Annotated in this window: 20 protein-coding genes and 1 pseudogene; 7 read left to right on the forward strand and 14 right to left on the reverse strand. The window is 74.2% G+C overall.

Going from position 1 to position 19,881, the window contains the following annotated elements:
- The first annotated feature begins 10 nt into the window (after positions 1 to 10).
- Positions 11 to 1,429 carry a DHA2 family efflux MFS transporter permease subunit gene (locus ACQPX6_RS23550; RefSeq protein WP_433782893.1) on the forward strand — a complete coding sequence of 473 codons (1,419 nt, stop codon included), beginning with the start codon at positions 11 to 13 and terminating at the stop codon, positions 1,427 to 1,429.
- Here the strand turns inward: ACQPX6_RS23550 and ACQPX6_RS23555 are convergent.
- Together ACQPX6_RS23555 and ACQPX6_RS23560 are read right to left on the reverse strand one after the other, a co-directional pair.
- Complete coding sequence (locus ACQPX6_RS23555) at positions 1,426 to 2,184, reverse strand: MBL fold metallo-hydrolase (protein ID WP_433782895.1); 759 nt, start codon at positions 2,182 to 2,184, stop codon at positions 1,426 to 1,428. The genes ACQPX6_RS23550 and ACQPX6_RS23555 overlap by 4 nt on opposite strands.
- Positions 2,185 to 2,248: 64 nt before the next feature.
- The gene (locus tag ACQPX6_RS23560) at positions 2,249 to 2,839 is read right to left on the reverse strand and encodes a rhomboid family intramembrane serine protease (protein ID WP_433788338.1); all 591 of its coding nucleotides are present in this window, start codon (positions 2,837 to 2,839) and stop codon (positions 2,249 to 2,251) included.
- Between the two features lie 194 nt (positions 2,840 to 3,033).
- Between ACQPX6_RS23560 and ACQPX6_RS23565 the strand changes: the two genes are divergently transcribed.
- Positions 3,034 to 4,050, forward strand: coding sequence for a methyltransferase (locus ACQPX6_RS23565; protein WP_433782896.1), 1,017 nt, complete (start codon positions 3,034 to 3,036; stop codon positions 4,048 to 4,050).
- On the opposite strand, the gene ACQPX6_RS23570 is transcribed toward ACQPX6_RS23565, so the two are convergent.
- The 5 genes from ACQPX6_RS23570 to clpS all read right to left on the reverse strand — a co-directional run bounded on the left by ACQPX6_RS23570 (position 4,047) and on the right by clpS (position 6,817).
- The gene (locus ACQPX6_RS23570) at positions 4,047 to 4,997 is read right to left on the reverse strand and encodes a PLP-dependent cysteine synthase family protein (RefSeq protein WP_433782898.1); all 951 of its coding nucleotides are present in this window, start codon (positions 4,995 to 4,997) and stop codon (positions 4,047 to 4,049) included. The two genes, ACQPX6_RS23565 and ACQPX6_RS23570, sit on opposite strands and share 4 nt — an antisense overlap.
- Positions 4,998 to 5,040: 43 nt before the next feature.
- Positions 5,041 to 5,319 (reverse strand): MoaD/ThiS family protein, encoded by a 279-nt coding sequence (locus ACQPX6_RS23575; RefSeq protein WP_433782900.1) that lies wholly within the window; start codon positions 5,317 to 5,319, stop codon positions 5,041 to 5,043.
- 111 nt (positions 5,320 to 5,430) lie between these two features.
- Complete coding sequence (locus ACQPX6_RS23580; protein WP_433782901.1) at positions 5,431 to 5,898, reverse strand: Mov34/MPN/PAD-1 family protein; 468 nt, start codon at positions 5,896 to 5,898, stop codon at positions 5,431 to 5,433.
- Between the two features lie 46 nt (positions 5,899 to 5,944).
- Entirely contained in the window at positions 5,945 to 6,502 is a 558-nt protein-coding gene (locus tag ACQPX6_RS23585) for a DUF2017 domain-containing protein (protein WP_433782903.1), read from the reverse strand.
- Positions 6,503 to 6,817, reverse strand: coding sequence for an ATP-dependent Clp protease adapter ClpS (gene clpS / locus ACQPX6_RS23590; protein WP_433782904.1), 315 nt, complete (start codon positions 6,815 to 6,817; stop codon positions 6,503 to 6,505).
- Positions 6,818 to 6,939: 122 nt separating this feature from the next.
- Here clpS and ACQPX6_RS23595 point away from each other — a divergent pair, with 122 nt between their 5' ends.
- The 3 genes from ACQPX6_RS23595 to ACQPX6_RS23605 all read left to right on the forward strand — a co-directional run bounded on the left by ACQPX6_RS23595 (position 6,940) and on the right by ACQPX6_RS23605 (position 10,967).
- The gene (locus tag ACQPX6_RS23595) at positions 6,940 to 8,175 is read left to right on the forward strand and encodes a nicotinate phosphoribosyltransferase (RefSeq protein ID WP_433788339.1); all 1,236 of its coding nucleotides are present in this window, start codon (positions 6,940 to 6,942) and stop codon (positions 8,173 to 8,175) included.
- An 88-nt stretch (positions 8,176 to 8,263) separates the two neighbouring features.
- Positions 8,264 to 8,830: an isochorismatase family protein gene (locus tag ACQPX6_RS23600; protein ID WP_433782906.1), complete on the forward strand. Its 567-nt coding sequence runs from the start codon at positions 8,264 to 8,266 to the stop codon at positions 8,828 to 8,830.
- A 52-nt stretch (positions 8,831 to 8,882) separates the two neighbouring features.
- Positions 8,883 to 10,967, forward strand: coding sequence for an ATP-dependent DNA helicase (locus tag ACQPX6_RS23605; RefSeq protein ID WP_433782907.1), 2,085 nt, complete (start codon positions 8,883 to 8,885; stop codon positions 10,965 to 10,967).
- Between the two features lie 105 nt (positions 10,968 to 11,072).
- On the opposite strand, the pseudogene ACQPX6_RS23610 reads toward ACQPX6_RS23605, so the two are convergent.
- A pseudogene (locus tag ACQPX6_RS23610) lies at positions 11,073 to 11,753 on the reverse strand (MerR family transcriptional regulator); the annotation flags it as partial.
- 60 nt (positions 11,754 to 11,813) lie between these two features.
- On the opposite strand from ACQPX6_RS23610, the gene ACQPX6_RS23615 reads away from it, so the two are divergent.
- Positions 11,814 to 12,128 (forward strand): hypothetical protein, encoded by a 315-nt coding sequence (locus tag ACQPX6_RS23615; protein WP_433782908.1) that lies wholly within the window; start codon positions 11,814 to 11,816, stop codon positions 12,126 to 12,128.
- Positions 12,129 to 12,201: 73 nt separating this feature from the next.
- Here the strand turns inward: ACQPX6_RS23615 and ACQPX6_RS23620 are convergent, their stop codons facing one another.
- From ACQPX6_RS23620 to ctaD, 4 genes are all read right to left on the reverse strand, one after another.
- On the reverse strand, positions 12,202 to 13,041 hold the full coding sequence (locus ACQPX6_RS23620; RefSeq protein WP_433782909.1) for an ATP-grasp domain-containing protein: 840 nt from the start codon (positions 13,039 to 13,041) through the stop codon (positions 12,202 to 12,204).
- Positions 13,038 to 13,769 (reverse strand): peptidyl-tRNA hydrolase, encoded by a 732-nt coding sequence (locus ACQPX6_RS23625; RefSeq protein WP_433782910.1) that lies wholly within the window; start codon positions 13,767 to 13,769, stop codon positions 13,038 to 13,040. The genes ACQPX6_RS23620 and ACQPX6_RS23625 overlap by 4 nt, the downstream gene beginning before the upstream one ends.
- Before the next feature lie 91 nt (positions 13,770 to 13,860).
- Entirely contained in the window at positions 13,861 to 15,084 is a 1,224-nt protein-coding gene (gene serB / locus ACQPX6_RS23630) for a phosphoserine phosphatase SerB (RefSeq protein WP_433788340.1), read from the reverse strand.
- Between the two features lie 83 nt (positions 15,085 to 15,167).
- Positions 15,168 to 16,925, reverse strand: a complete 1,758-nt coding sequence (gene ctaD, locus ACQPX6_RS23635) for an aa3-type cytochrome oxidase subunit I (protein WP_433782911.1) — start codon at positions 16,923 to 16,925, stop codon at positions 15,168 to 15,170.
- Positions 16,926 to 17,131: 206 nt separating this feature from the next.
- Here ctaD and ACQPX6_RS23640 point away from each other — a divergent pair, with 206 nt between their 5' ends.
- Positions 17,132 to 18,385 carry an ATP-grasp domain-containing protein gene (locus tag ACQPX6_RS23640; protein ID WP_433782913.1) on the forward strand — a complete coding sequence of 418 codons (1,254 nt, stop codon included), beginning with the start codon at positions 17,132 to 17,134 and terminating at the stop codon, positions 18,383 to 18,385.
- Between the two features lie 2 nt (positions 18,386 to 18,387).
- Here the strand turns inward: ACQPX6_RS23640 and ACQPX6_RS23645 are convergent, their stop codons facing one another.
- Together ACQPX6_RS23645 and ACQPX6_RS23650 are read right to left on the reverse strand one after the other, a co-directional pair.
- Entirely contained in the window at positions 18,388 to 19,185 is a 798-nt protein-coding gene (locus ACQPX6_RS23645; protein ID WP_433782914.1) for a hemerythrin domain-containing protein, read from the reverse strand.
- A gap of 130 nt (positions 19,186 to 19,315) precedes the next feature.
- Entirely contained in the window at positions 19,316 to 19,729 is a 414-nt protein-coding gene (locus ACQPX6_RS23650) for a PPOX class F420-dependent oxidoreductase (RefSeq protein ID WP_433782915.1), read from the reverse strand.
- Positions 19,730 to 19,881: the final 152 nt, after the last annotated feature.

Raw genomic sequence — 19,881 nt, forward strand, 5'->3', positions numbered from 1 at the left:
TTCGACGGTCGTGCGCACCGACGGCCGGACCGGGCTCGTGCTGTTCGCGAGCTGCCTCGCGCAGTTCATGGTGGTGCTCGACGTCTCGGTCGTGAACGTGGCGCTGCCGGCGATGCGCACCGCGCTCGGGTTCGACGCCGAGGGCCTGGCGTGGGTGGTCAACGCCTACACACTGGCGTTCGCGGGGTTCCTGCTGCTCGGGGGACGCGCCGCGGACCTGTTCGGGCGCCGCCGGGTCTTCCTCGTCGGTCTCGGGCTCTTCGGGCTGGCGAGCCTCGTCGGCGGGCTCGCGAACGACCCCGCGCTGCTGCTCGCCGCCCGCGCCGCGCAGGGCCTCGGCGGGGCCGTGCTCTCCCCCGCGTCGCTGGTCATCCTGCAGACCACGTACGCCGAGGGCGCGGCGCGCGCGAAGGCGTTCGGCTGGTGGTCGGCGATGGGCGGGGTCGGCGGCGCCGCGGGCGGGCTGGCGGGCGGGCTGCTCGTGGCCCTGCTGAGCTGGCGCTGGATTTTCCTGGTCAACGTGCCGGTGGTCGTGCTGACCGCCGTGCTGACCCTCGCCGTGGTCCGCGAGACCCGCGCCGAGGAGCGGCCCGGCCTCGACGTCACCGGCGCCGTGCTGGTCACGGGCGGCCTCGTCGCGCTGGTCTACGGGGTGGTGTCGCTGGAGTCCGCGCCGTGGACCTCGGCGCGCGTGCTCGGGAGCGTGGCGGCCGCGGTCGTGCTGCTGACCGCGTTCGTGGTGGTCCAGCGCCGCAGCCGCCACCCGCTGGTCCCGCTGGAGGTGTTCCGCATCCGGTCGGTGAGCACCGCCAACGTCGTCATCCTGCTCATCACGTCGGCCATGTTCTCGATGTGGTTCTTCGTCTCGCTGCACATGCAGGGCGTCCTCGGCTTCGATGCGCTGGCCGCGGGCCTCGCGTTCCTGCCGCAGTCGGCGTCGGTCGTGGTCGGCTCGCAGATCTCCTCGCGGCTGGTGTCGCGGCTGGGGCCCCGCGCGATGATCGTCGCGGGCGGCGCGCTCACCGCCGCGGGCTTCGCCTGGTTCTCGCTCCTGACCCCGACGACGAGCTGGACGGCGGGCATCCTCGGCCCGGGTATCGCGGTGTCGCTCGGGATGGGCGTCGTGTTCCCCGCGGTGACGACGGCGGCCACGAACGGCGTCGGCCCCGAGCTGTCGGGCCTGGTCAGCGGCCTGGTCACCACCTCGCGCCAGATCGGCGGCGCCGTCGGGCTCTCGGTGCTCTCCACCCTGGCCGCGGCGCACGCCGCCACCCTGAGCGCCGCCGGGGCGCCCGCCCCCGTCGCCTCGACCGCCGGGACGACGCTGGCGTTCACCGTCGCCGCGGTGGTGGTCGCGATCGCGGCCCTCGTGGCGCTGCTGATCCCCGCGCCGCAGCGGGAGCGGGCGTCCGAGCCGGCGAGGGTCTAGATCTCGTAGACCCCGTCGGGGACGACCAGCTCGGCCGGGCCCTCGAACTCCTCACGCGCCTCGGCGAGCAGCGCCTCGGCGTCGGCCCACGCCGGGACGTGGGTGAGCAGCAGCCGCCCGACCTCCGCGTCGCGGGCGGCGCGCCCGGCCTGGCGGCCCGAGAGGTGCACCCCGGACGGGCGGTCCGGGCTGTCGCTCCACGTCGACTCGCACAGCAGCACGTCGGCGCCCCGCGCCAGGTCGACCAGCTCGCGGCACGGGCCCGTGTCGCCGGAGTAGACCAGCGTGTGCCCTTCGTGCTCGAGCCGGACGCCGTAGGCCTCGCAGGGGTGGTCGACCGGCGAGGTCCGCAGCGCCATCGGCCCGACCGCGGTGGGGCCGAGCGCGAACGGCCGGTGCACGAAGACGTCCGAGAGGTCCGTGGCCACCCGCTCGTCCGACGACGGCGCGTACGCGACGGCGAGGCGCACCTCGGACTCGGTGGGGCCGTGCAGCGGGAGGATCTTCCCGGGGCCGTCGGGGTGGTAGCGCCGGTGGACGATGAGCCCGGAGACGTCGGCGCAGTGGTCGGGGTGGAGGTGGGAGAGGACGACGGCGTCGAGCTCGAAGGGGTCCATGTGCCGCTGGAGCACACCGAACGCCCCGTTGCCGAGGTCGAGCACGAGGCACGTGTCGCCCGCGCGCACCAGGTACCCCGAGGCCGCGGAGTGCGGGCCGGCACCGCTGCCGGAACACCCCAGGACGATCAGTTCCACGCGCGCACCCTACGGCCCGCACCTGCCCGATCGCACAGGGCAGTGAGCGGCCGTACCGGAGAGGTCAGGCGCCGGCGGGCCGCTCGACGGGGCCGACGCGGCGGCGGTCCGCGGCGACGGCGATGCGGGCGGCGAGGATGCCGCCGATCGCCCCGCAGAGGTGGGCCTGCCACGAGATGCCCGGGTTGGTGGGCAGCACCCCGAACAGCAGCCCGCCGTAGATCAGGAACAGCACGACCGCCAGCACGATCTGGCCGAAGGAGCGGGCGAAGAAGCCGCGGACCAGCAGGAACGCGAACCAGCCGAAGATGATGCCGGACGCGCCGATGGTGGAGCCCGGGCTGCCGATCAGCCACGTGCCCACGCCGCTGACCAGCCAGATCGTCGCGGTGACCGCGATGAACTGGCCGATGCCGCCGGCGAGCACCAGGAAGCCGAACACCAGCAGCGGGACGGTGTTGCTCGCCAGGTGGTCCCAGCCGCCGTGGAGCAGCGGCGCCCACAGGATGCCGCCGAGGCCGTCGAGGGAGCGGGGGACGATGCCGTCGTCGTCGAGCCCCTGCGGCGGGTCGAGCGAGACGAACACCGTGCGGTCGGCGAGCTCGACGAGCCAGAGCAGCGCGACGACGCCGAGCATGAACAGCGCGGCGCGCATCGGGTGGGCGGGCCACACGCGGGGCGCGGACCGGGCCGGGGTTCCGGACGGGCTGGTCACGCTCCCGAGGCTACGGCCGGTGACGCCGGATCCGCGTGGGGTCGACCCCGGACTTCGTCGGGGTCGACCCGGTCTCCGCCCGCTCGACCCGCGCACCGCTGTCACCCGCGCGACCGGACGCCTACCCTCCCGCCATGGTGGAGCCCGGCCCCCGCAGTCAGGTGCTCGACCTCATCGTCGCGTTCCGCCAGACGCAGTGCCTCCGGGTCGCCGCCGAGCTCGAGCTCGCCGACCACCTCGCCGACGGCCCCTGCTCGCTGACCGCCCTCGCCGAGGCCACCGGGGCGTACGAGCCGTTCCTGGGCCGGTTGCTGCGCGCCCTCACGGGCCTCGCGATCGTGGAGACCGTCCCGGAGGACCGGTACCGGCTCACGGCGCTCGGCGAGCAGCTCACCGCCCCGAACCTCCGCGCCGTCGCGCGGATGTACGGATCGGAGCCGTTCTGGTCGGCCTGGGAGGGGCTCGAGCACGCCGTCCGCACGGGCGAGCGCGGCATCGACCACGCCTTCGCCGCGGACGCGTGGGAGTACTTCGCGGCGCACCCCGCCGACGCGGAGCGCTTCGACGCCGGGATGGCCGCCCTGACGGGCGGCTCCGCCGGCGCGATCGTCGAGGCCTTCGACTTCGGCCGGTTCCGGCACGTGGTCGACGTCGGCGGCGGCGACGGCACGCTCCTGGCCGCGATCCTCGGCCGGGTCCCGCACGCCCGCGGCGTGCTGGTGGACATCGGCGACGTCGTCGCCCGCGCGCGTCGCACCCTGGAGACGGCGGGCCTGGGACACCGCGCCGAGGTGCTCGACGGGGACTTCCGCGCGTCGGTGCCGGCGGGGGCGGACTGCTACGTCCTCAAGTGGATCCTCCACGACTGGGACGACGAGCAGGCCACCGTGATCCTCCGCCGGTGCCGTGCCGCGGCCCCGGCCACCGCGCGTCTCGTGGTGGTGGAGCGCGTGCTCCCGGAGCGCGTGGGTCCGGCGGACGCCGAGGCGGTGCTGGCCGACCTCAACATGATGGTCCTCACCGGCGGGAGGGAGAGGACCGGCGCCGAGTTCGCGGAGCTGCTCCGGGAGGGCGGGTGGCTCCTCGAGCACATCCACCCCACGGGGACGGGCCTCGGCGTCATCGAGGCGGCGGCCTCACCGGCCGTCTAGGCCCAGAGCTGGCCCTCGAGCGCCTCGGCGGCCTCCTCGAGCGTGCCGGTGTAGGCGCCGGTCGACAGGTACTTCCAGCCGCCGTCGCAGACGACCATGACGATGTCCGCCTCGTCGTCGGCCCCGGCCGCCTTCTCGGCCTGGGCCAGCGCGGCGTGCAGGATCGCGCCCGTCGAGATCCCGGCGAAGATGCCCTCCTGCTCGACGAGCTGGCGGGTGCGGCGCAGCGCGTCGTAGGCACCGACCGAGAACCGCCCGGTGAGGACGTCGGGGTCGTAGAGCTCGGGCACGAAACCCTCGGCGATGTTGCGCAGGCCGTAGACGAGCTCGCCGTAGCGGGGCTCGGCGGCGATGATCTGGCAGTCGGGCTTGTGCTCGCGCAGGTAGCGCCCGGTGCCCACGAGCGTGCCGGTGGTGCCGAGGCCGGCGACGAAGTGCGTGATCGTCGGCATGTCGCGGAGCACCTCGGGGCCGGTGCCCTCGTAGTGCGCGAGCGCGTTGCCCGGGTTGCCGTACTGGTAGAGCATGATCCAGTCCGGGTTCTGGGCGGCGATCTCCTTGGCCGTGGCGACGGCCTGGTTGGAGCCCCCGGCGGCCGGCGAGAAGATGATCCGCGCGCCGTACATCTCGAGCAGCTGCCGCCGCTCGGCCGAGGTGTTCTCGGGCATGACGCAGACCAGCTCGTAGCCCTTGAGCTTCGCGGCCATCGCCAGCGAGATGCCCGTGTTGCCCGACGTCGGCTCGAGGATGGTGCAGCCCGGCGTGAGCCGCCCCTCGTCCTCGGCCAGCTGGATCATCCGCAGCGCCGGCCGGTCCTTGATCGACCCCGTCGGGTTGCGGTCCTCCAGCTTGGCCCAGAGCCGTACGTGGGGCGCCGGCGAGAAGGACGGCAGGCCCACGAGGGGCGTGTCGCCGAGGGCGTGGATCAGGGACTCGTACCGGGCCATCGGCCTCTCCTGGTGCGCTCCGCGGTGGTGGAGTCGCGCGGGTCTAGCGGGCCCCGCCCGCGACCGCGGGCAGGATCGTCACCGTGCCGCCGTCGGGCACCTGGGCGTCGAGACCACCGGCGAAGCGCACGTCCTCGTCGTTGACGTAGACGTTGACGAACCGGTGCAGCGAACCGTCGGTCACGAGCCGGTCCTTGATGCCGGGGTGGTTGACCTCGAGGTCGGTGATGACCTCCTGCAGCGTCGTGCCCTCGGCCTTGACCTGCTTCTCGCCCCCGGTGTGGGTGCGCAGGATGGTCGGGATCGAGACGGTGGCGGACACGGAACCCCTCCGGGTGTGGCGGACGTGTGGACGGACGTACTGCGCTGGACAGCGTCCCACGGGGACGCGGCATTCCGCTGAGGTCGCGCGGGGAGGACGTACCCCGGGACGTCAGGCGCGCGGCGCGGGGTCCGGGACGTCGTCGGTGCCGGTGTGGGCGAACATGTAGTTCTCCACCACCTGCACCTCCTCCTCGGTGACCTCGCCGTCGACGATCCGGTAGGACCGCAGCTCGTGCTGCTCGGGGTCACGGGTGCCGATCAGCACGTAGTGCGCGAACGGCTCCATGGCCAGCGAGATGTCGGTGCGCGACGGGTACGGCTCGGTGGCCGTGTGCGAGTGGTAGACGACCACCGGCACCTCGTCGTCGCGGTCCATCTCCTGGTAGACCCGCAGCTGCTCCATCGAGTCGAAGCGGTAGAACGTCGGCGAGCGCTCGGCGTTCTCCATCGCGACGAACCGCTCGGGCCGGCCGGAGCCGTCGTCCGGGCCCGCGAGGATGCCGCACGCCTCGTCCGGGTGGTCCCGGCGGGCGTGCGCGACCATCTGCTCGACGAGGTCGGCGCGGATCACCAGCACGCCCACCACTCTACGGACCAGCGCGCGCCTCAGCCCGTCAGCGTCGTCACCCCAGCACGGTCGTGACGAGCGAGTCCTGCAGCCACGTCAGCCAGTGGTAGACGGGCAGGTGGTCGGCGCGCGGGTCGTCGGCGGGCAGGTGCTCGGGCATGTCCTCGCTGACGTCGAGCGCGACACCCAGCGCGAGCCGCACGTCGTTGACCGCGGCCAGCCACTCCTCGGCCTGCGCGGGCGCCAGCTCGATCCGCCCGCCGCCCGCGGGGCACGTGGCGAGCACCGTGGCGATCGCCGCCTGCTTGGCCTCGATCAGCTCGGGCTCGCGCACCGAGCGCAGCGCGGCGGACACCTCGTCGGCGTCCCCCTCCGACGACGACGCGAAGTCGGGCAGCAGGCGTGCGAGCACCGGGTCGTCGGGCGGGGTCGAGGGGCCGGTGCGGATGCCGGTGATCGCGGCGAGCTCGTCCTCGGTCCCGGCGGCGCCGCGGCCGGTGAGCATCTGGTCGACCTGGCCCATGAGACCGCGCAGCACCTGGGCCTCCGGGCGCTCGAGCACGGCGACGTAGCGCGTACGGTCACCCCGGCCCTGCCGCTTCCAGGTCTTCAATCAGCTCGCCCGCTGCATGGTCGCCCACAGACCCATGGCGTGGAGGCGCGCGACGTCGCCCTCGACCTTCTCGCGGCTGCCCGACGACACCGTCGCCCGGCCCTTGTGGTGCACGTCCAGCATCAGCGCGGTGGCCTTGGCCTTGTCGTAGCCGAAGAGCTTCTGGAACACGTAGGTGACGTACGACATGAGGTTGACCGGGTCGTTCCAGACGATGGTCTGCCACGGCGTGTCGGTCAGCGTCGCCTCGTCGGCGGCCTCCTCGACCCGCTCGTCGACCTCCGGCTCGGCCGGAGCGGACAGACGCACCTCCATCGCTCCATCGTGACACCTCGGGCGTCGGCGCCGCACGGGGGCGCTCCGGCCCCCCTTAGGCTGGTCCGGTGACGTTCCCGGGGCTCAGCACCGCGCTCCTGACCGACCAGTACGAGCTGACGATGCTGGACGCGGCGCTCGCCGACGACACCGCGTCGCGGCACTGCACGTTCGAGGTGTTCGCCCGCAGCCTGCCCCACGGGCGCCGCTACGGCGTCGTCGCCGGCATCCCGCGGCTGCTCGAGTCGCTGTCGCGGTTCACGTTCGGGCAGGCCGAGATCGACGTCCTGTGCGAGGCGGGCGTGCGGGACCGGGTGGCCGAGTACCTGTCGGGCTACCGCTTCGGCGGCGACATCACGGCCTACCCCGAGGGCGAGCTGTACTTCCCGGGGTCGCCGGTCATGTCGATCACCGGGACGTTCGGCGAGTGCGTGCTGCTCGAGACCCTCGTGCTCTCGGTGCTCAACCACGACTGCGCCGTCGCCTCCGCCGCGGCCCGCATGACGATGGCCGCGAACGGGCGCCGGCTGATCGAGATGGGCTCGCGGCGCACCCACGAGGAGGCCGCCGTGGCCTCGGCGCGCGCCGCCTACCTCGCCGGGTTCTCCGCGACGTCGAACCTCGAGGCCCGCCGCCGCTACGGCGTGCCCACCACGGGCACCAGCGCGCACGCGTTCACCCTGCTGCACGACAGCGAGGCCGACGCGTTCCGCGCGCAGGTCGATGCCCTGGGCCCCGGCACCACGCTGCTCGTCGACACCTACGACATCACCCAGGGCATCGCGACCGCGATCGAGGTCGCGGGCACCGAGCTGGGTGCGGTGCGCATCGACTCGGGCGACGTGGGCGTGCTGGCCCAGCAGGCCCGCGCCCAGCTCGACGGCCTGGGCGCGACGAAGACGCGCGTGGTGATCTCCGGCGACCTCGACGAGTACGCCATCGCGGCCCTGCGCGCCGAGCCGGTCGACGCCTACGGGGTGGGCACGTCCGTGGTCACCGGGTCCGGGGCCCCGGCGGCGGGCATGGTCTACAAGCTGGTCGAGGTCGAGGGCCGGCCCGTGACCAAGCGCAGCTCGTCGAAGGAGTCGCGTGGCGGCGCGAAGTCGGCCGTGCGCCGGCACCGGCCCACCGGCACGGCGGTCGAGGAGGTCGTGCACCTCGTCGGCGCCGACGTCGAGATCGGCGAGCACGACCGCGTGGTCCCCGTGCCCCTGCTGACCAAGGGCGAGCCGGCGGGCGAGCAGCCGACCCTCGAGGAGTCCCGCGAGCACCTGCGCCGCGGACTGGTCGCCGTGCCGTGGGAGGGCCTGAAGCTCTCCAGCGGCGACCCCGCGATCCCGACGACGTTCCTGCTCTGAGGCTCGGTGCCAGCGTGGGGGCCATGCTGGCGTTCAACGTCAGCAAAGCCCCCTCGATCATGGTCGGCGCACGCCTACCCTCGGGCCCATGGCGACGGCACTGATCGTGGTGGACGTGCAGCTCGACTTCTGCGAGGGCGGCTCGATGGGCGTCGACGGCGGCGCGGCGACGGCGGCCGCGATCAGCCGGTTCCTCGGCACGCACGAGGCCGACTACGCCCACGTCGTCGCGAGCCGCGATTACCACGAGGACCCGGGCGACCACTTCTCCGCGACGCCCGACTTCGTCGACACCTGGCCGCCGCACTGCCGCATCGGGCACGCCGGCGCCGCCTTCCACCCGGACCTCGACGTGGGCGTGATCGAGGAGGTCTTCTCCAAGGGCCGCTTCGAGGCCGCGTACTCGGCGTTCGAGGGCCACGCCCGCAGCGGCGAGCACCTGGCCGCGTGGCTGCGTGAGCGTGACGTCGACGCGGTCGAGGTCGTCGGCATCGCCACCGACCACTGCGTGCGCGCCACCGCCCTCGACGCCGTCCGCGCGGGCTTCGCCACCACCGTGCACCTCGACCTCACGGTCGGCGTCCTGCGCGAGACCACCGACCGCGCGCGGGCGGAGATGGCCGGCGCGGGCGTGACGCTCACGGGCGCGCGGTGAATCCCGCGAGCCGCGAGGGAACCGATCGGGCCGCTCCGTAGTCTGAACCGTCGTGGGAGCGAGCACGGACACGGTCACCGGGCCGCCCCCGGTGGCCGAGCTGCTCGCGGCGGCGGTGTCGGCGCTGGGTGGCAGCGAGCGCGAGGGCCAGCAGCAGATGGCCGCCGCGGTCGAGCGCGCCCTGCGCACGGGCGAGCACCTGGCCGTCCAGGCCGGCACGGGCACGGGCAAGTCGCTGGCCTACCTCGTGCCGGCGATCCGCCACGCGCTGGCGGGCGAGCAGGCGGTGATCGTCGCGACGGCCACCATCGCCCTGCAGACCCAGCTCGTCGACCGCGACCTGCCGCGCCTGACCAAGGCCCTGCAGCCGGTGCTCGGGCGCGAGCCGACGTTCGCGATCCTCAAGGGACGGGCGAACTACCTCTGCAAGCACAAGATCGAGACCAGCGCGCAGGCCGAGGACCCGGTCGACGAGCAGCTCTTCGACCCGTTCCAGGTCTCGGCGCTGGGCCGGCAGGTCACGCGGCTGCACGAGTGGGCCGAGAAGACGCGCACGGGCGACCGCGACGAGCTGGTCCCCGGCGTCCCGGACCGGGCGTGGCGCCAGGTGTCGGTGAGCGCCCGCGAGTGCCTCGGCGCCGCCCGCTGCCCCGTGGCCGAGGACTGCTTCTCCGAGCACGCCAAGCGCGCCGCCGGCGCCGCGGACGTCGTCGTCACCAACCACGCGATGCTCGCGATCGACGCCATCGAGGGGCGCGCGGTGCTGCCCGACCACGACGTGGTGGTCGTCGACGAGGCCCACAACCTCGTCGACCGCGTCACCTCCGTGGCCACCGGCGAGCTCACCGGAGCGGCGGTCGGCGCTGCGGCCCGGCGCTGCGGCAAGCTCGTCGACCAGGCCCTGTCCGACGCGCTGCTCGACGCCGGCGAGGGCCTCGACACGATACTCACCGACGCGGTGCCCGGGCGCTGGGAGCGCCTGCCCGAGGGCGTCGGGCGGATGCTCGCGGCCATTCGCGACGCCTCGTGGTCGTGCCGGCAGGCCCTGGGGCCGGACCGGGAGAAGGGCGGCGGCCGGGACGACGACGCCACGGCGCGCAAGTTCGCCCTCGCGCTGGTCGAGGAGGTGCACGACGTCGCCGGGCGCCTGCTCACCGCGTTCGACCGCGAGGACCCGGCGACGCGCCCGGACGTCGTGTGGTGCTCGGACGTCGAGCGCGGGTCGACCACGACGCGGACGCTGCACGTCGCCCCGCTGTCGGTCGCGGGGCTGCTGGCGAGCCGGCTCTTCGGCCGCTCGACGGTGGTGCTGACGTCGGCGACCCTCGCGCTCGGCGGGTCGTTCGACGCGCTGGCCCGGCAGTGGGGGCTGCCCGCCGGCGGTTCCGGGAAGATCACCGAGCCGATCCCCGACGACGTGTCCGGCCACGATCCGACACAGCACGCCGATAGGGACCCGGCGACCAACCTCGTCTGGCACGGCCTCGACGTCGGCTCGCCGTTCGCACACGGCAAGGCCGGCATCCTCTACGTCGCGCGACACCTTCCCCCGCCGGGTCGCGACGGGCTCTCGCCCGCGTGCCTCGACGAGATCGAGGGCCTGGTGCGCGCCGCCGGCGGGCGGGCGCTCGGGCTGTTCTCGTCGATGCGCGCGGCGAAGCAGGCCGCCGAGGACCTGGGCACCCGCTGGGACGGCACCGTGCTCTGCCAGGGCGACGACGCCACGGGCACGCTCGTCACGAAGTTCGCGGCGGACGTGGAGAGCGTGCTGTTCGGGACCCTGTCGCTGTGGCAGGGCGTCGACGTGCCCGGCGAGTCGTTGCAGCTCGTGATGATCGACCGCATCCCGTTCCCGCGCCCTGACGACCCGCTCGGCTCGGCCCGCCAGCGCGCCGTCGACGCGCGCGGCGGCAACGGCTTCCTCACCGTCTCGGCGACCCACGCGGCGCTGCTGCTCGCCCAGGGCGCGGGGCGGCTGCTGCGCGGGACGGGCGACCGCGGGGTCGTCGCGCTGCTGGACTCCCGCGTCGCCACCAAGCAGTACGGCGGCTTCCTGCGGGGTTCGCTGCCGCCGTTCTGGACGACGCAGGACCCGGCGGTGGTGCGCGGGGCGCTGGAGCGGCTCAGGGGCGCGTGAGCACCGGGCGGGCGATCTCCGTGCGCCACGCGGCGGCGTCGCCGGTGTCGCGGGGCCGACCAGGTAGGTCTCCTGCACGGGGCCGTCGACGTCCACGCCGTGCTCGACGAGGTGAGTGCCGAGCTCGCCGTAGGTGACGTCGATGTCGTGGTGCGGGCCGGCGTGCACGGTCACCGCGAGCTCGCGGGCGGGCACCTCGTAGGGCCGGACGCGTCCGTGGGTCGGGGGCGTCGCGGTCGGCAGGTAGACCACCGCGCGGCCCCGCCCGCCGGCGAACAAGGCGTCGTCGTAGAGCCCGCCGGGCGGCCCGTCCGCGGTCAGGCGGTGGGCGGCGAACGCCGCGTCGAGCTCGGCCATGGCCTCGCCGTACCACGTCTCGGCCGCGTCCCCGTCGACGTCGGCGACGACCGCGGCGACGCAGCGGGCGGGCTCCGCGCGGCGGGCCACGTCGACCCGCGGGCGGGCGGGGTCGAGGAGGCGGCGCAGCGCGGCGACCGCGTCCCGGGTCGCGGCCAGCTGCGCCTCCAGGCGGTGGAGGTGCCCGATGAGCAGCGCGTGGCGGGCGTCGGCGTCGGTGGTCGCGAGGAGCTCGGCGATCTCGGCCACCGGCATCCCGAGCTCGCGGAAGCGCCGCACCACCTGCGCGGTGCCGACCTGGTCGGTGCCGTACCAGCGGTAGCCGGTGTGCGGGTCGACGCGCGCGGGCTCCAGCAGGCCCGCGTCGTGGTAGCGGCGCAGCGTCCGGACGCTGAGCTGGCTGACCCTCGCGAACTCGCCGATCGTCATGCGCCCGGTCACGCCGACAGCCTGGACCCTCCCCCCGGGAGAGGGTCGAGGCTGGTCGTCATGGACACCACCGAGCTCGTGGAGCAGTACTTCGCCCTGGCCGTCGACGACGACCCCGAGCGCTACCTCGCGCAGTTCGCCGACGACGCGGAGGTCGTCGACGACGGGCAGCGACGCGACGACCTCCGTGCCTGGCGCCGCGACGTGCCCGCGGTGACCTACGGCGTCGAGGCCGTCCGGCCCCACGCGGACGGCGCCGACGCGGACGTCCTGCTCGCCGGCGACTTCCCCGGCAGCCCGGTGCGGCTGGCGTTCGACTTCGGGTTCGACGCCGACGGGCGGATCGCGCGGCTGGGCATCGCCCCCGCGCGGTGATCGTGGGGCCTTTCCTGGCGGTGAACGCCAGCGTGGCCGCCACGCTGGCACATGCCGGCCTTCAGCACGGGCCTCAGCCCAGGGCGGCGAGGAGGGCGTCGGCGAGGCGGGCGGGGGCGGCGGGGGCGCGGCGCAGGAACAGTTCGGGCTCGATGAGCTCGAGCTCCATCACCACCGGCTCGCCGTCGAGGCGCACGAGGTCGACGCGGGCAGCGGCCACCGGGCCCGGCGCCGCGGCCAGGGCCTGCTCGGCGACGGCCACCTCGCGGGTGGTGGGCAGGTGGTCCTCGAGGCGCCCGCCGTGCTTCTCGTGCACGAGGAAGCCGCCCGCGGCGGGGAGCTTGCGCACGGCGTGCGACCACTCCTCGCCGAGCCGGATCAGCGAGACCTCGCCGTCGCGCCCGATGCTCCCGACGGCCGGCTGGACGAGGACGTCGCCGACCGCGAGGAGGTCGGCCACGGGGCCCCGCAGCTCCTCGGCGTGCCCGAGGCGGGTGCCGCGCCCGCCCGCCGAGACCGCGGGTTTGATCACCAGCGGGCCCTCGCCGAGCGCGTCGGGCACCGGCCCGCCGGCGTCGAGCAGCACGGTCGGCACCACCGGCACCCCGGCGGCCGCCAGCTCGGTGAGGTAGCGCTTGTGGCTGCTCCAGGTCAGCACCGGCAGCGGGTTGACCAGGCGCGTCGCCGCGTCCACCCGCCCCGCCCAGGCCAGGAAGTCGTCGCGGCGCTCGGTGTAGTCCCAGGTCGTGCGCACGGCGACGAGGTCGGCGTCGGCCCAGGCGACGGTGTCGTCGTCCCAGGGTGCGAGGTCGGCGTCGACGCCGCGGGCGGCCAGCGCCTCGAGCAGCGGGCGGGTCTCGGCGTCGGAGCGCTCGCTGCGCACCCGCGAGCCGGCGAGGACGACCCGCGTCACGGCGCGGACGATGCCCGGGCGCCCAGGCAGGTCACGGTGCCCGGCGCGACCTCGGTGAACCCGGCGTCGCGCACCGGGGCGATCCCGTGCTCCTCCCAGGCCGCGCGCCCGCTCGTATCGGCGTCGAGCGACCCCGCCCAGCGGGCCCAGTCGTCGCGCGACGCGGTGCGGACCGCGGCGTGCAGCGCCCCCGACGGGTCGTCGCCCGCGGCGGCGAGGACCGTGCCGAGGATCATGCTCGCGTGCCCCACCTGGGCGGCGGCCTTGCCCAGCGTCTGCTCGACGCCGGGGTTGAGCCAGATCACCGGGGCGCCCGCGGGCGGGGGGTCGGGCTCGTCGAGCGGGAGCTCGGTGCCCCCGATCTGCAGGCGACGGACCTCGTGGGGCACCTCGTCGACGGGCCCCGGGACGAGCGCGCGCACCTCGGCACCCTCGGCGCCCAGGGTGACGCCGTCGATCTCCTGCACGGCGCGCCAGTGCGACGTCCGCGCCCGGCGGGCGAGCTTGCGGATGCGCCCGGCGTCGGCCCACGCCGCGACCGCGTCGAACCACGGCCCGTCGGGCCCCGCGCGCTCGTCGAGGCACAGCGCCAGCGCCGCGTCCGCCGCCGACTCCAGCACCGCCGTGCGCGCCGGGGCGTCCCGCTCGAGGCGGAGCACCAGCGTCATCGCCCGCACGACGCCGTCCTCGGGCTCGTCGCGCTCCGGCGCCGGGCTGCCGTCGACCAACCAGGGACAGACCCGGGCGGCGAGCGGTGCCAACGCGGGTGTGAGGGCTTGTCCGTGCTCTAGCACGGGCAAGCACTCACCAGAGCGGAGCTCAAAGCGGCACCCGACGGAGCAGCCCCTCGGCTGCGTCGGCAAACTCGATCTCGTCGCGGGTCACGCCCAGGATGAACAGCACCGCGTCGAGGTAGGGGTACGAGAGGGCCGTGTCGGCGGCCGCGGCCACCACCGGCTTGGCGTTGAACGCCACCCCGAGCCCGGCGGTGGCCAGCATGTCGAGGTCGTTGGCGCCGTCGCCGACGGCCACGGTCTGCTCGAGCGGCACCCCGGCCTCGGCGGCGAAGCGCTTGAGGGCCTCGGCCTTGCCCGCGCGGTCGATGACCGTGCCCACGACCCGCCCGGTGAGCCGGCCGTCGACGACCTCGAGGTCGTTGGCGGCGGCGAAGTCGAGCCCCAGGTCGTCGACGAGCCGGTCGATGATCGCGGTGAAACCACCGGACACCACACCGCAGCGGTAGCCCAGGCGCTTGAGCGTGCGCACGGTGGTGCGGGCGCCGGGGGTGAGCTCCAGCTCGTCGGCCACCTCGTCGAGGCAGCTCACGGGCAGCCCGGCGAGGGTGCCGACGCGGCGGTGCAGCGACTCGGCGAAGTCCATCTCCCCGCGCATGGCCTGTTCGGTGATCGCGCGGACCTCGTCCTCGCAGCCGGCGCGGGCCGCGAGCATCTCGATGACCTCGCCCTGCACCAGCGTCGAGTCGACGTCGAACACGATCAGGCGCTTGGTGCGCTGCGCGATCCCCACGCGCTGCACGGCGACGTCGCACTTGGCGCGCCGCCCGGCCGCGGCGAGGGCCTGGCGCAGGCGGGTGTCGCTCGGCGGGTCGTGGGCGGGCAGCGAGACCCGCAGCTCGAGGCCGGTCACGGGGTAGTCGGCGATCCGCCGGACCCGGTCGATGTTGACGCGCATGGCCGCCAGCCCCCGCGCGACCTCGGCGAAGTCGGCGGCGGTGATCGGGCGCCCCAGCACCAGCACGATGTGGCTGGAGTACGGGTGCACCGACGACGCGTCGCCGCCGGTCTCGACCGTGACCGTGAGGCCCAGCGACGGCATCGTGATGTCCAGCGCCGCCTCGAGCTTGGCGGGGTCGCCGGGCAGCGTGACGAGCGCGCTCAGCGTGATCCGCCGGTGGATCGTGGCCTGCTGCACGTCGAGCATCGCCGCCCCGTGCTCGGCGAGCACCGCGAACAGCGCGGCGTTGACCCCCGGGAAGTCCGGGCCGGTGACGGTCACGAGGACCGGCACCGCCCCGGGATCCACGGAGGGGTCGCCGGCGGGGTCGGCGACGACGGTCAGGCCCTCGGGGGCCTGATCGTCGGGCTGGTCGTCCGGGACGGCTCGGGTCACTTGTTCCGGGGGTCGGAGCCCGGGATGTGCTCCTGTCCGGTCTGCCCGGCCGCGGCCTCACCGATGCTCGAGGAGCTCGAGCCCACGTGCGCCTCCAGGCGGATGCGCTCGGTGAGGTGCGGGTAGTGCAGCTCGAACGCCGGGCGCTCCGAGCGGATGCGGGGCAGCTCGGTGAAGTTGTGCCGCGGGGGCGGGCACGACGTCGCCCACTCCAGCGAGTTGCCGTGACCCCACGGGTCGTCCACCTCGACCGGGCGGCCGTAGCGGTAGCTGTGGAACACGTTCCACAGGAACGGCAGCGTCGAGGCGCCGAGGATGAACGCGCCGATCGTCGAGATCGTGTTGAGCACGGTGAACCCGTCGGTGACGGCGTACTCGGCGTACCGGCGCGGCATGCCCTCGTTGCCCAGCCAGTGCTGCACCAGGAACGTCAGGTGGAAGCCGAGGAACGTGGCCCAGAAGTGGAACTTGCCCAGGCGCTCGTCCATCATCCGGCCGGTCATCTTGGGGAACCAGAAGTAGATGCCGGCGTAGGTCGCGAACACGATCGTGCCGAACAGCACGTAGTGGAAGTGCGCGACGACGAAGTACGAGTCCGAGACGTGGAAGTCCAGCGGCGGGCTCGCGAGCAGGACGCCGGTCAGCCCACCGAAGAGGAAGGTCACCAGGAAGCCGATGGCGAACAGCATCGGGCTCTCGAGCGTGATCTGCCCGCGCCACATCGTGCCGATCCAGTTGAAGAACTTGATGCCGGTCGGCACGGCGATGAGGAACGTGGTGAACGAGAAGAACGGCAGCAGGACCGCGCCCGTGGCGTACATGTGGTGGGCCCACACGGCCACCGACAGCGCCCCGATCGCGAGCGTCGCGTAGATCAGCGTCTTGTAGCCGAAGATCGGCTTGCGGCTGAACACCGGGAAGATCTCGGTGACGATGCCGAAGAACGGCAGCGCGACGATGTAGACCTCGGGGTGGCCGAAGAACCAGAACAGGTGCTGCCAGAGGATCGCGCCGCCCGACTCGGGCGCGAAGAGCTGGGCGCCCAGGTGGCGGTCGGCCGCGAGGCCGAGCAGCGCCGCGGTGAGGATCGGGAACGCCAGCAGCACCAGGATGACCGTCACCAGGATGTTCCAGGTGAAGATCGGCATCCGGAACATGGTCATGCCCGGGGCGCGCATGCAGACGATCGTGGTCACGAAGTTGACGCCACCGAGGATGGTGCCGAGACCGGAGACCACCAGGCCGATGATCCAGACGTCGGCGCCGAGGCCCGGCGAGTGCACGACGTCGGAGAGCGGGGTGTAGGCGAACCAGCCGAAGGCGGCGGCGCCGTCCGGGGTGAAGAACCCGGACAGGACGATGATGCCGCCGAAGAGGAACAGCCAGTACGAGAAGGCGTTGAGCCGCGGGAACGCGACGTCGGGGGCGCCGATCTGCAGCGGGACGATGTAGTTGGCGAAGCCGAAGAGGATCGGCGTCGCGTACAGCAGCAGCATGATCGTGCCGTGCATGGTGAACAGCTGGTTGTACTGGTCCACCGACAGGATCTGCAGCCCCGGCTGGGCGAGCTCGGCGCGCATCAGCAGCGCCATGAGCCCGCCGGCGAGGAAGAACCCGAACGACGTGACCAGGTAGAGGATCGCGATGTCCTTGGGGTCCGTCGTCTTGAGCATGCGCCCGACGAACGACCCGCGCTTCGACTCCCGCGCCGGGTACGGCGTGGTCGCGATCGGCTTGGGTGCGACGGCGGTCACGAAGGCCTCCTGCTCACGGTGCGTCTCCTCCACCCCGGCGGCCAGCTGGCCGCACGTCCGCGGACGACAAGGATCGTAACCGCCCTCGCGCCCCCTGGCTCGCCGGGTGACGTCCCCAACGACGACCCGTCGTAGACGAGGGCGGGCGGACCCGGGTGAGGCGCCGTCCGGGAGACTGCGCGCACCGCTTTCACGAGAGGGGCCGCATGGCTGGGACGTCCACCACCGCGACGACGGGCACCGCGCGGGCCGTCCTGGACCCGGACGTGCCCGCGCTGCTGCTCAAGGTGGGGAGCTACCCGCTGCACCACGGCGGGCTGGGCGTGGTGCGCAGCCTCGCGCGTGCCGGCGTCGACGTGTACGCCGTCACCGAGGCCCGGTGGACCCCCGTCGCGGTGTCCCGCCACCTGCACGGGCGGCTGTCGTGGCCGACCACCGGCACCGAGGAGCCCGAGGAGCTCGTCGACGGCCTGCGGGCGCTGGGCCGGGCCATCGGGCGGCGGGCGGTGCTCGTGCCCACCGACGACGAGGCCGCGGTGGTCGTCGCCGAGCAGGCCGACGCCCTCGCGGACACCTTCCTGTTCCCGCGCTCCGCCGACCCCGGCCTGCCGCGCCGCCTGGCGAGCAAGCAGGGCCTGTTCGAGGTCTGCCGCGCGCACGGCATCCCCACCCCCGACGCCGAGTTCCCCACGGGCCGCGAGGAGATCGAGCGGTACGCGGAGGGCGGGGCGTTCCCCGTGGTGGTGAAGGGACGGGACGCCTTCGGGCGCAAGCGGACGCCGACCGTGCGCACGAGCACCGTCGTCACCTCCGGCGACGAGCTGCGCCGGCTGGCCGCGGACTGGCCCGACACCGCCTCGGTGATCCTCCAGGAGTACATCCCCCGGGAGGACGCCGAGGACTGGTTCTCCCACGCCTTCACCGACCGGGGCCGGTCCGGCGTGACGTTCACCGGCGTCAAGGTCCGGTCCTGGCCGCCGCACGCCGGGATGACGACGTACGCCTACGCGACGCACAACCCGGAGCTCGCGGCCCTGACCGAGCGGCTGTTCGCCGCCACCGGCTTCTCCGGCATCGCCGATCTCGACTGGCGCTACGACCGCCGCGACGGCCGCTACAAGCTGGTCGACTTCAACCCGCGGACCGGGGCCCAGTTCCGGCTGTTCGAGGACGCCGCGGGGGTGGACGTGGTCCGGGCGCAGCACCTGGCGCTCACCGGCCGGCCGATCCCGGCGGCGCCGTTCCCCGAGGGACGGCGGTTCGTGGTCGACGACTTCGACCTCGCGGCCCGCGTCGCCTACCGCGGGGACGCCCCGCCCGCCCTCCCCCGCCGGTCCGGGACCGAGCACGGCTGGTGGGCCCTCGACGACCCGCTGCCGGTGCTGGCGCTCGCCGCGGGCCGGTTCCTGCCCGCGGTGAAGAAGGTCGGGGCGCTCGCCGGGCGGTCGCGCCGGCGCTGACGTCAGCCCGGCCGCTCGTCGCGGACCGACCCGGCCCGGCCCACCGGGGCCGCCGGGTCGTCGCGGTCGCGGTCGGGTGCGGTGCCGCGCGCCGTCTCGAGCCGCTGGCCCGTGCGGATGACCGGTGAGCGCTCCACGGCGCCCGACGCGCCGGCCAGCGCCTGGTCGACCGCTCCGAGCACGCCGGCGCCCCGCCCGCCGAGGACCTCGCCGAGCTGCTGGAGCCGGTCGCGGGCGCGGTCGAGGACGGTCAGGGGCAGCGCCGAGAGCACCTGACCCGGGGGACGGCGCGAGACCACGGGGTGGGGCCGGGTCGGCGAGGTCAGGCGCAGCAGGCCCCACTGCAGGCCGAGCAGGCGCAGCGCCGTCCCGTCGAGCTCCTGCTGCAGGCGCGGGAGCAGCTCGTCCTCCTCCGAGCGCACGTCCTCGTCGAGCGCGGCGAACGTCTGCTCCAGGAGCGCGGCGTGCTCGGGGTCCGACGGGTCGGACCGGTCGAGGCGGGTGACCAGCTCGTTGACCTCCTGGTGCTCCTGCTCGATGTGCAGGCTCAGCGGGTCGCCCTCGGGCAGCACGCGCCGGGCGGCGGGGAAGAGCACGGCCTCCTCGGCGAAGGCGTGGGTGAACACCAGGCGGGCGATCGCCCGCAGGGTCACCTCGTGCTCGACGCCGCCGGTGGCGAGCGTCGCGCGGGCGCGGTCCATGAGGCGGTCGAGCCGCACGTGGTCGCGGCGCTGGAGGGTCAGGATGCTCAGCGGGCCGCCCAGCTGGGCGTCGTCCTGGCGTGCGATCGAGGTCGTCACGGGGCCTCCTCGGGATGCGAGTGGCGGGACGCGGTCGGCTCCGGGCTCGGCGCGACGCGTACGACCCGTCGGCGTTACCCGACCCGGGCCTCCTGTGAACGACCCTGTCGACGACGAAGGGCCGTCGCTGTCAGCCCACATGCGTCCGGCGGGCGACGGGATACCACTCGTCCCCGGCGGGCTCACCGGCGAGATTCCAGCTCCACGAGGTCGTCGGCGTGATCCGCATGTAGGTGCCCGGCCCGATCATGCCGACGCGCTCGAAGGGCTGCTCGGCCTCGCCGTCGATCCGGACGCCGCGGGCCACGAACGGCTCCATCGACGGCAGATCGTCGAAGACGACGCTGACCCGAGCAGAGCCACGAGCGACGTTGCGGAACTTCCGCGTCCGGACGACATCACCCGGGCCTCCCACCCACAGGTACTCGCCGTCGAACTCGACCGCGACGGGCACGACGTCCGGCTGCCCGCCGGGCCCAACGGTCGCGAGGCGTCCGATGCCTTGGGACTGGATGAACTCGATCTCCGCATCGGTGAACGACACGAGGCCTCCCCCTTCGGTCCCGCGCAGTATCGGGCAAAGCGCCCATGGTCGACAGCGGTCCTCGGCACGGCGTCGGGCCCGTGGTCCCCGAAGACCACCAGGCCGGCTTCGTGGGCTCTCCCTCGGCGGCGCGGGCTTGCCCCTGCCGGGCC

The organism is Actinomycetospora sp. CA-101289 (assembly GCF_050955895.1).
Classification (GTDB): Bacteria; Actinomycetota; Actinomycetes; order Mycobacteriales; family Pseudonocardiaceae; genus Actinomycetospora.

Coding starts and splice junctions, on each gene's coding strand:
- ACQPX6_RS23595 (WP_433788339.1), top strand. CDS start 6,940: ATGCTGGACGCGGCGCTCGCCGACGACACCGCGTCGCGGCACTGCACG.
- ACQPX6_RS23570 (WP_433782898.1), bottom strand. CDS start 4,997: ATGGCCCGGTACGAGTCCCTGATCCACGCCCTCGGCGACACGCCCCTC.
- ACQPX6_RS23615 (WP_433782908.1), top strand. CDS start 11,814: ATGGACACCACCGAGCTCGTGGAGCAGTACTTCGCCCTGGCCGTCGAC.
- ACQPX6_RS23600 (WP_433782906.1), top strand. CDS start 8,264: ATGGCGACGGCACTGATCGTGGTGGACGTGCAGCTCGACTTCTGCGAG.
- ACQPX6_RS23640 (WP_433782913.1), top strand. CDS start 17,132: ATGGCTGGGACGTCCACCACCGCGACGACGGGCACCGCGCGGGCCGTC.
- ACQPX6_RS23560 (WP_433788338.1), bottom strand. CDS start 2,839: ATGCGCGCCGCGCTGTTCATGCTCGGCGTCGTCGCGCTGCTCTGGCTC.
- clpS (WP_433782904.1), bottom strand. CDS start 6,817: ATGGAGGTGCGTCTGTCCGCTCCGGCCGAGCCGGAGGTCGACGAGCGG.
- ACQPX6_RS23565 (WP_433782896.1), top strand. CDS start 3,034: ATGGTGGAGCCCGGCCCCCGCAGTCAGGTGCTCGACCTCATCGTCGCG.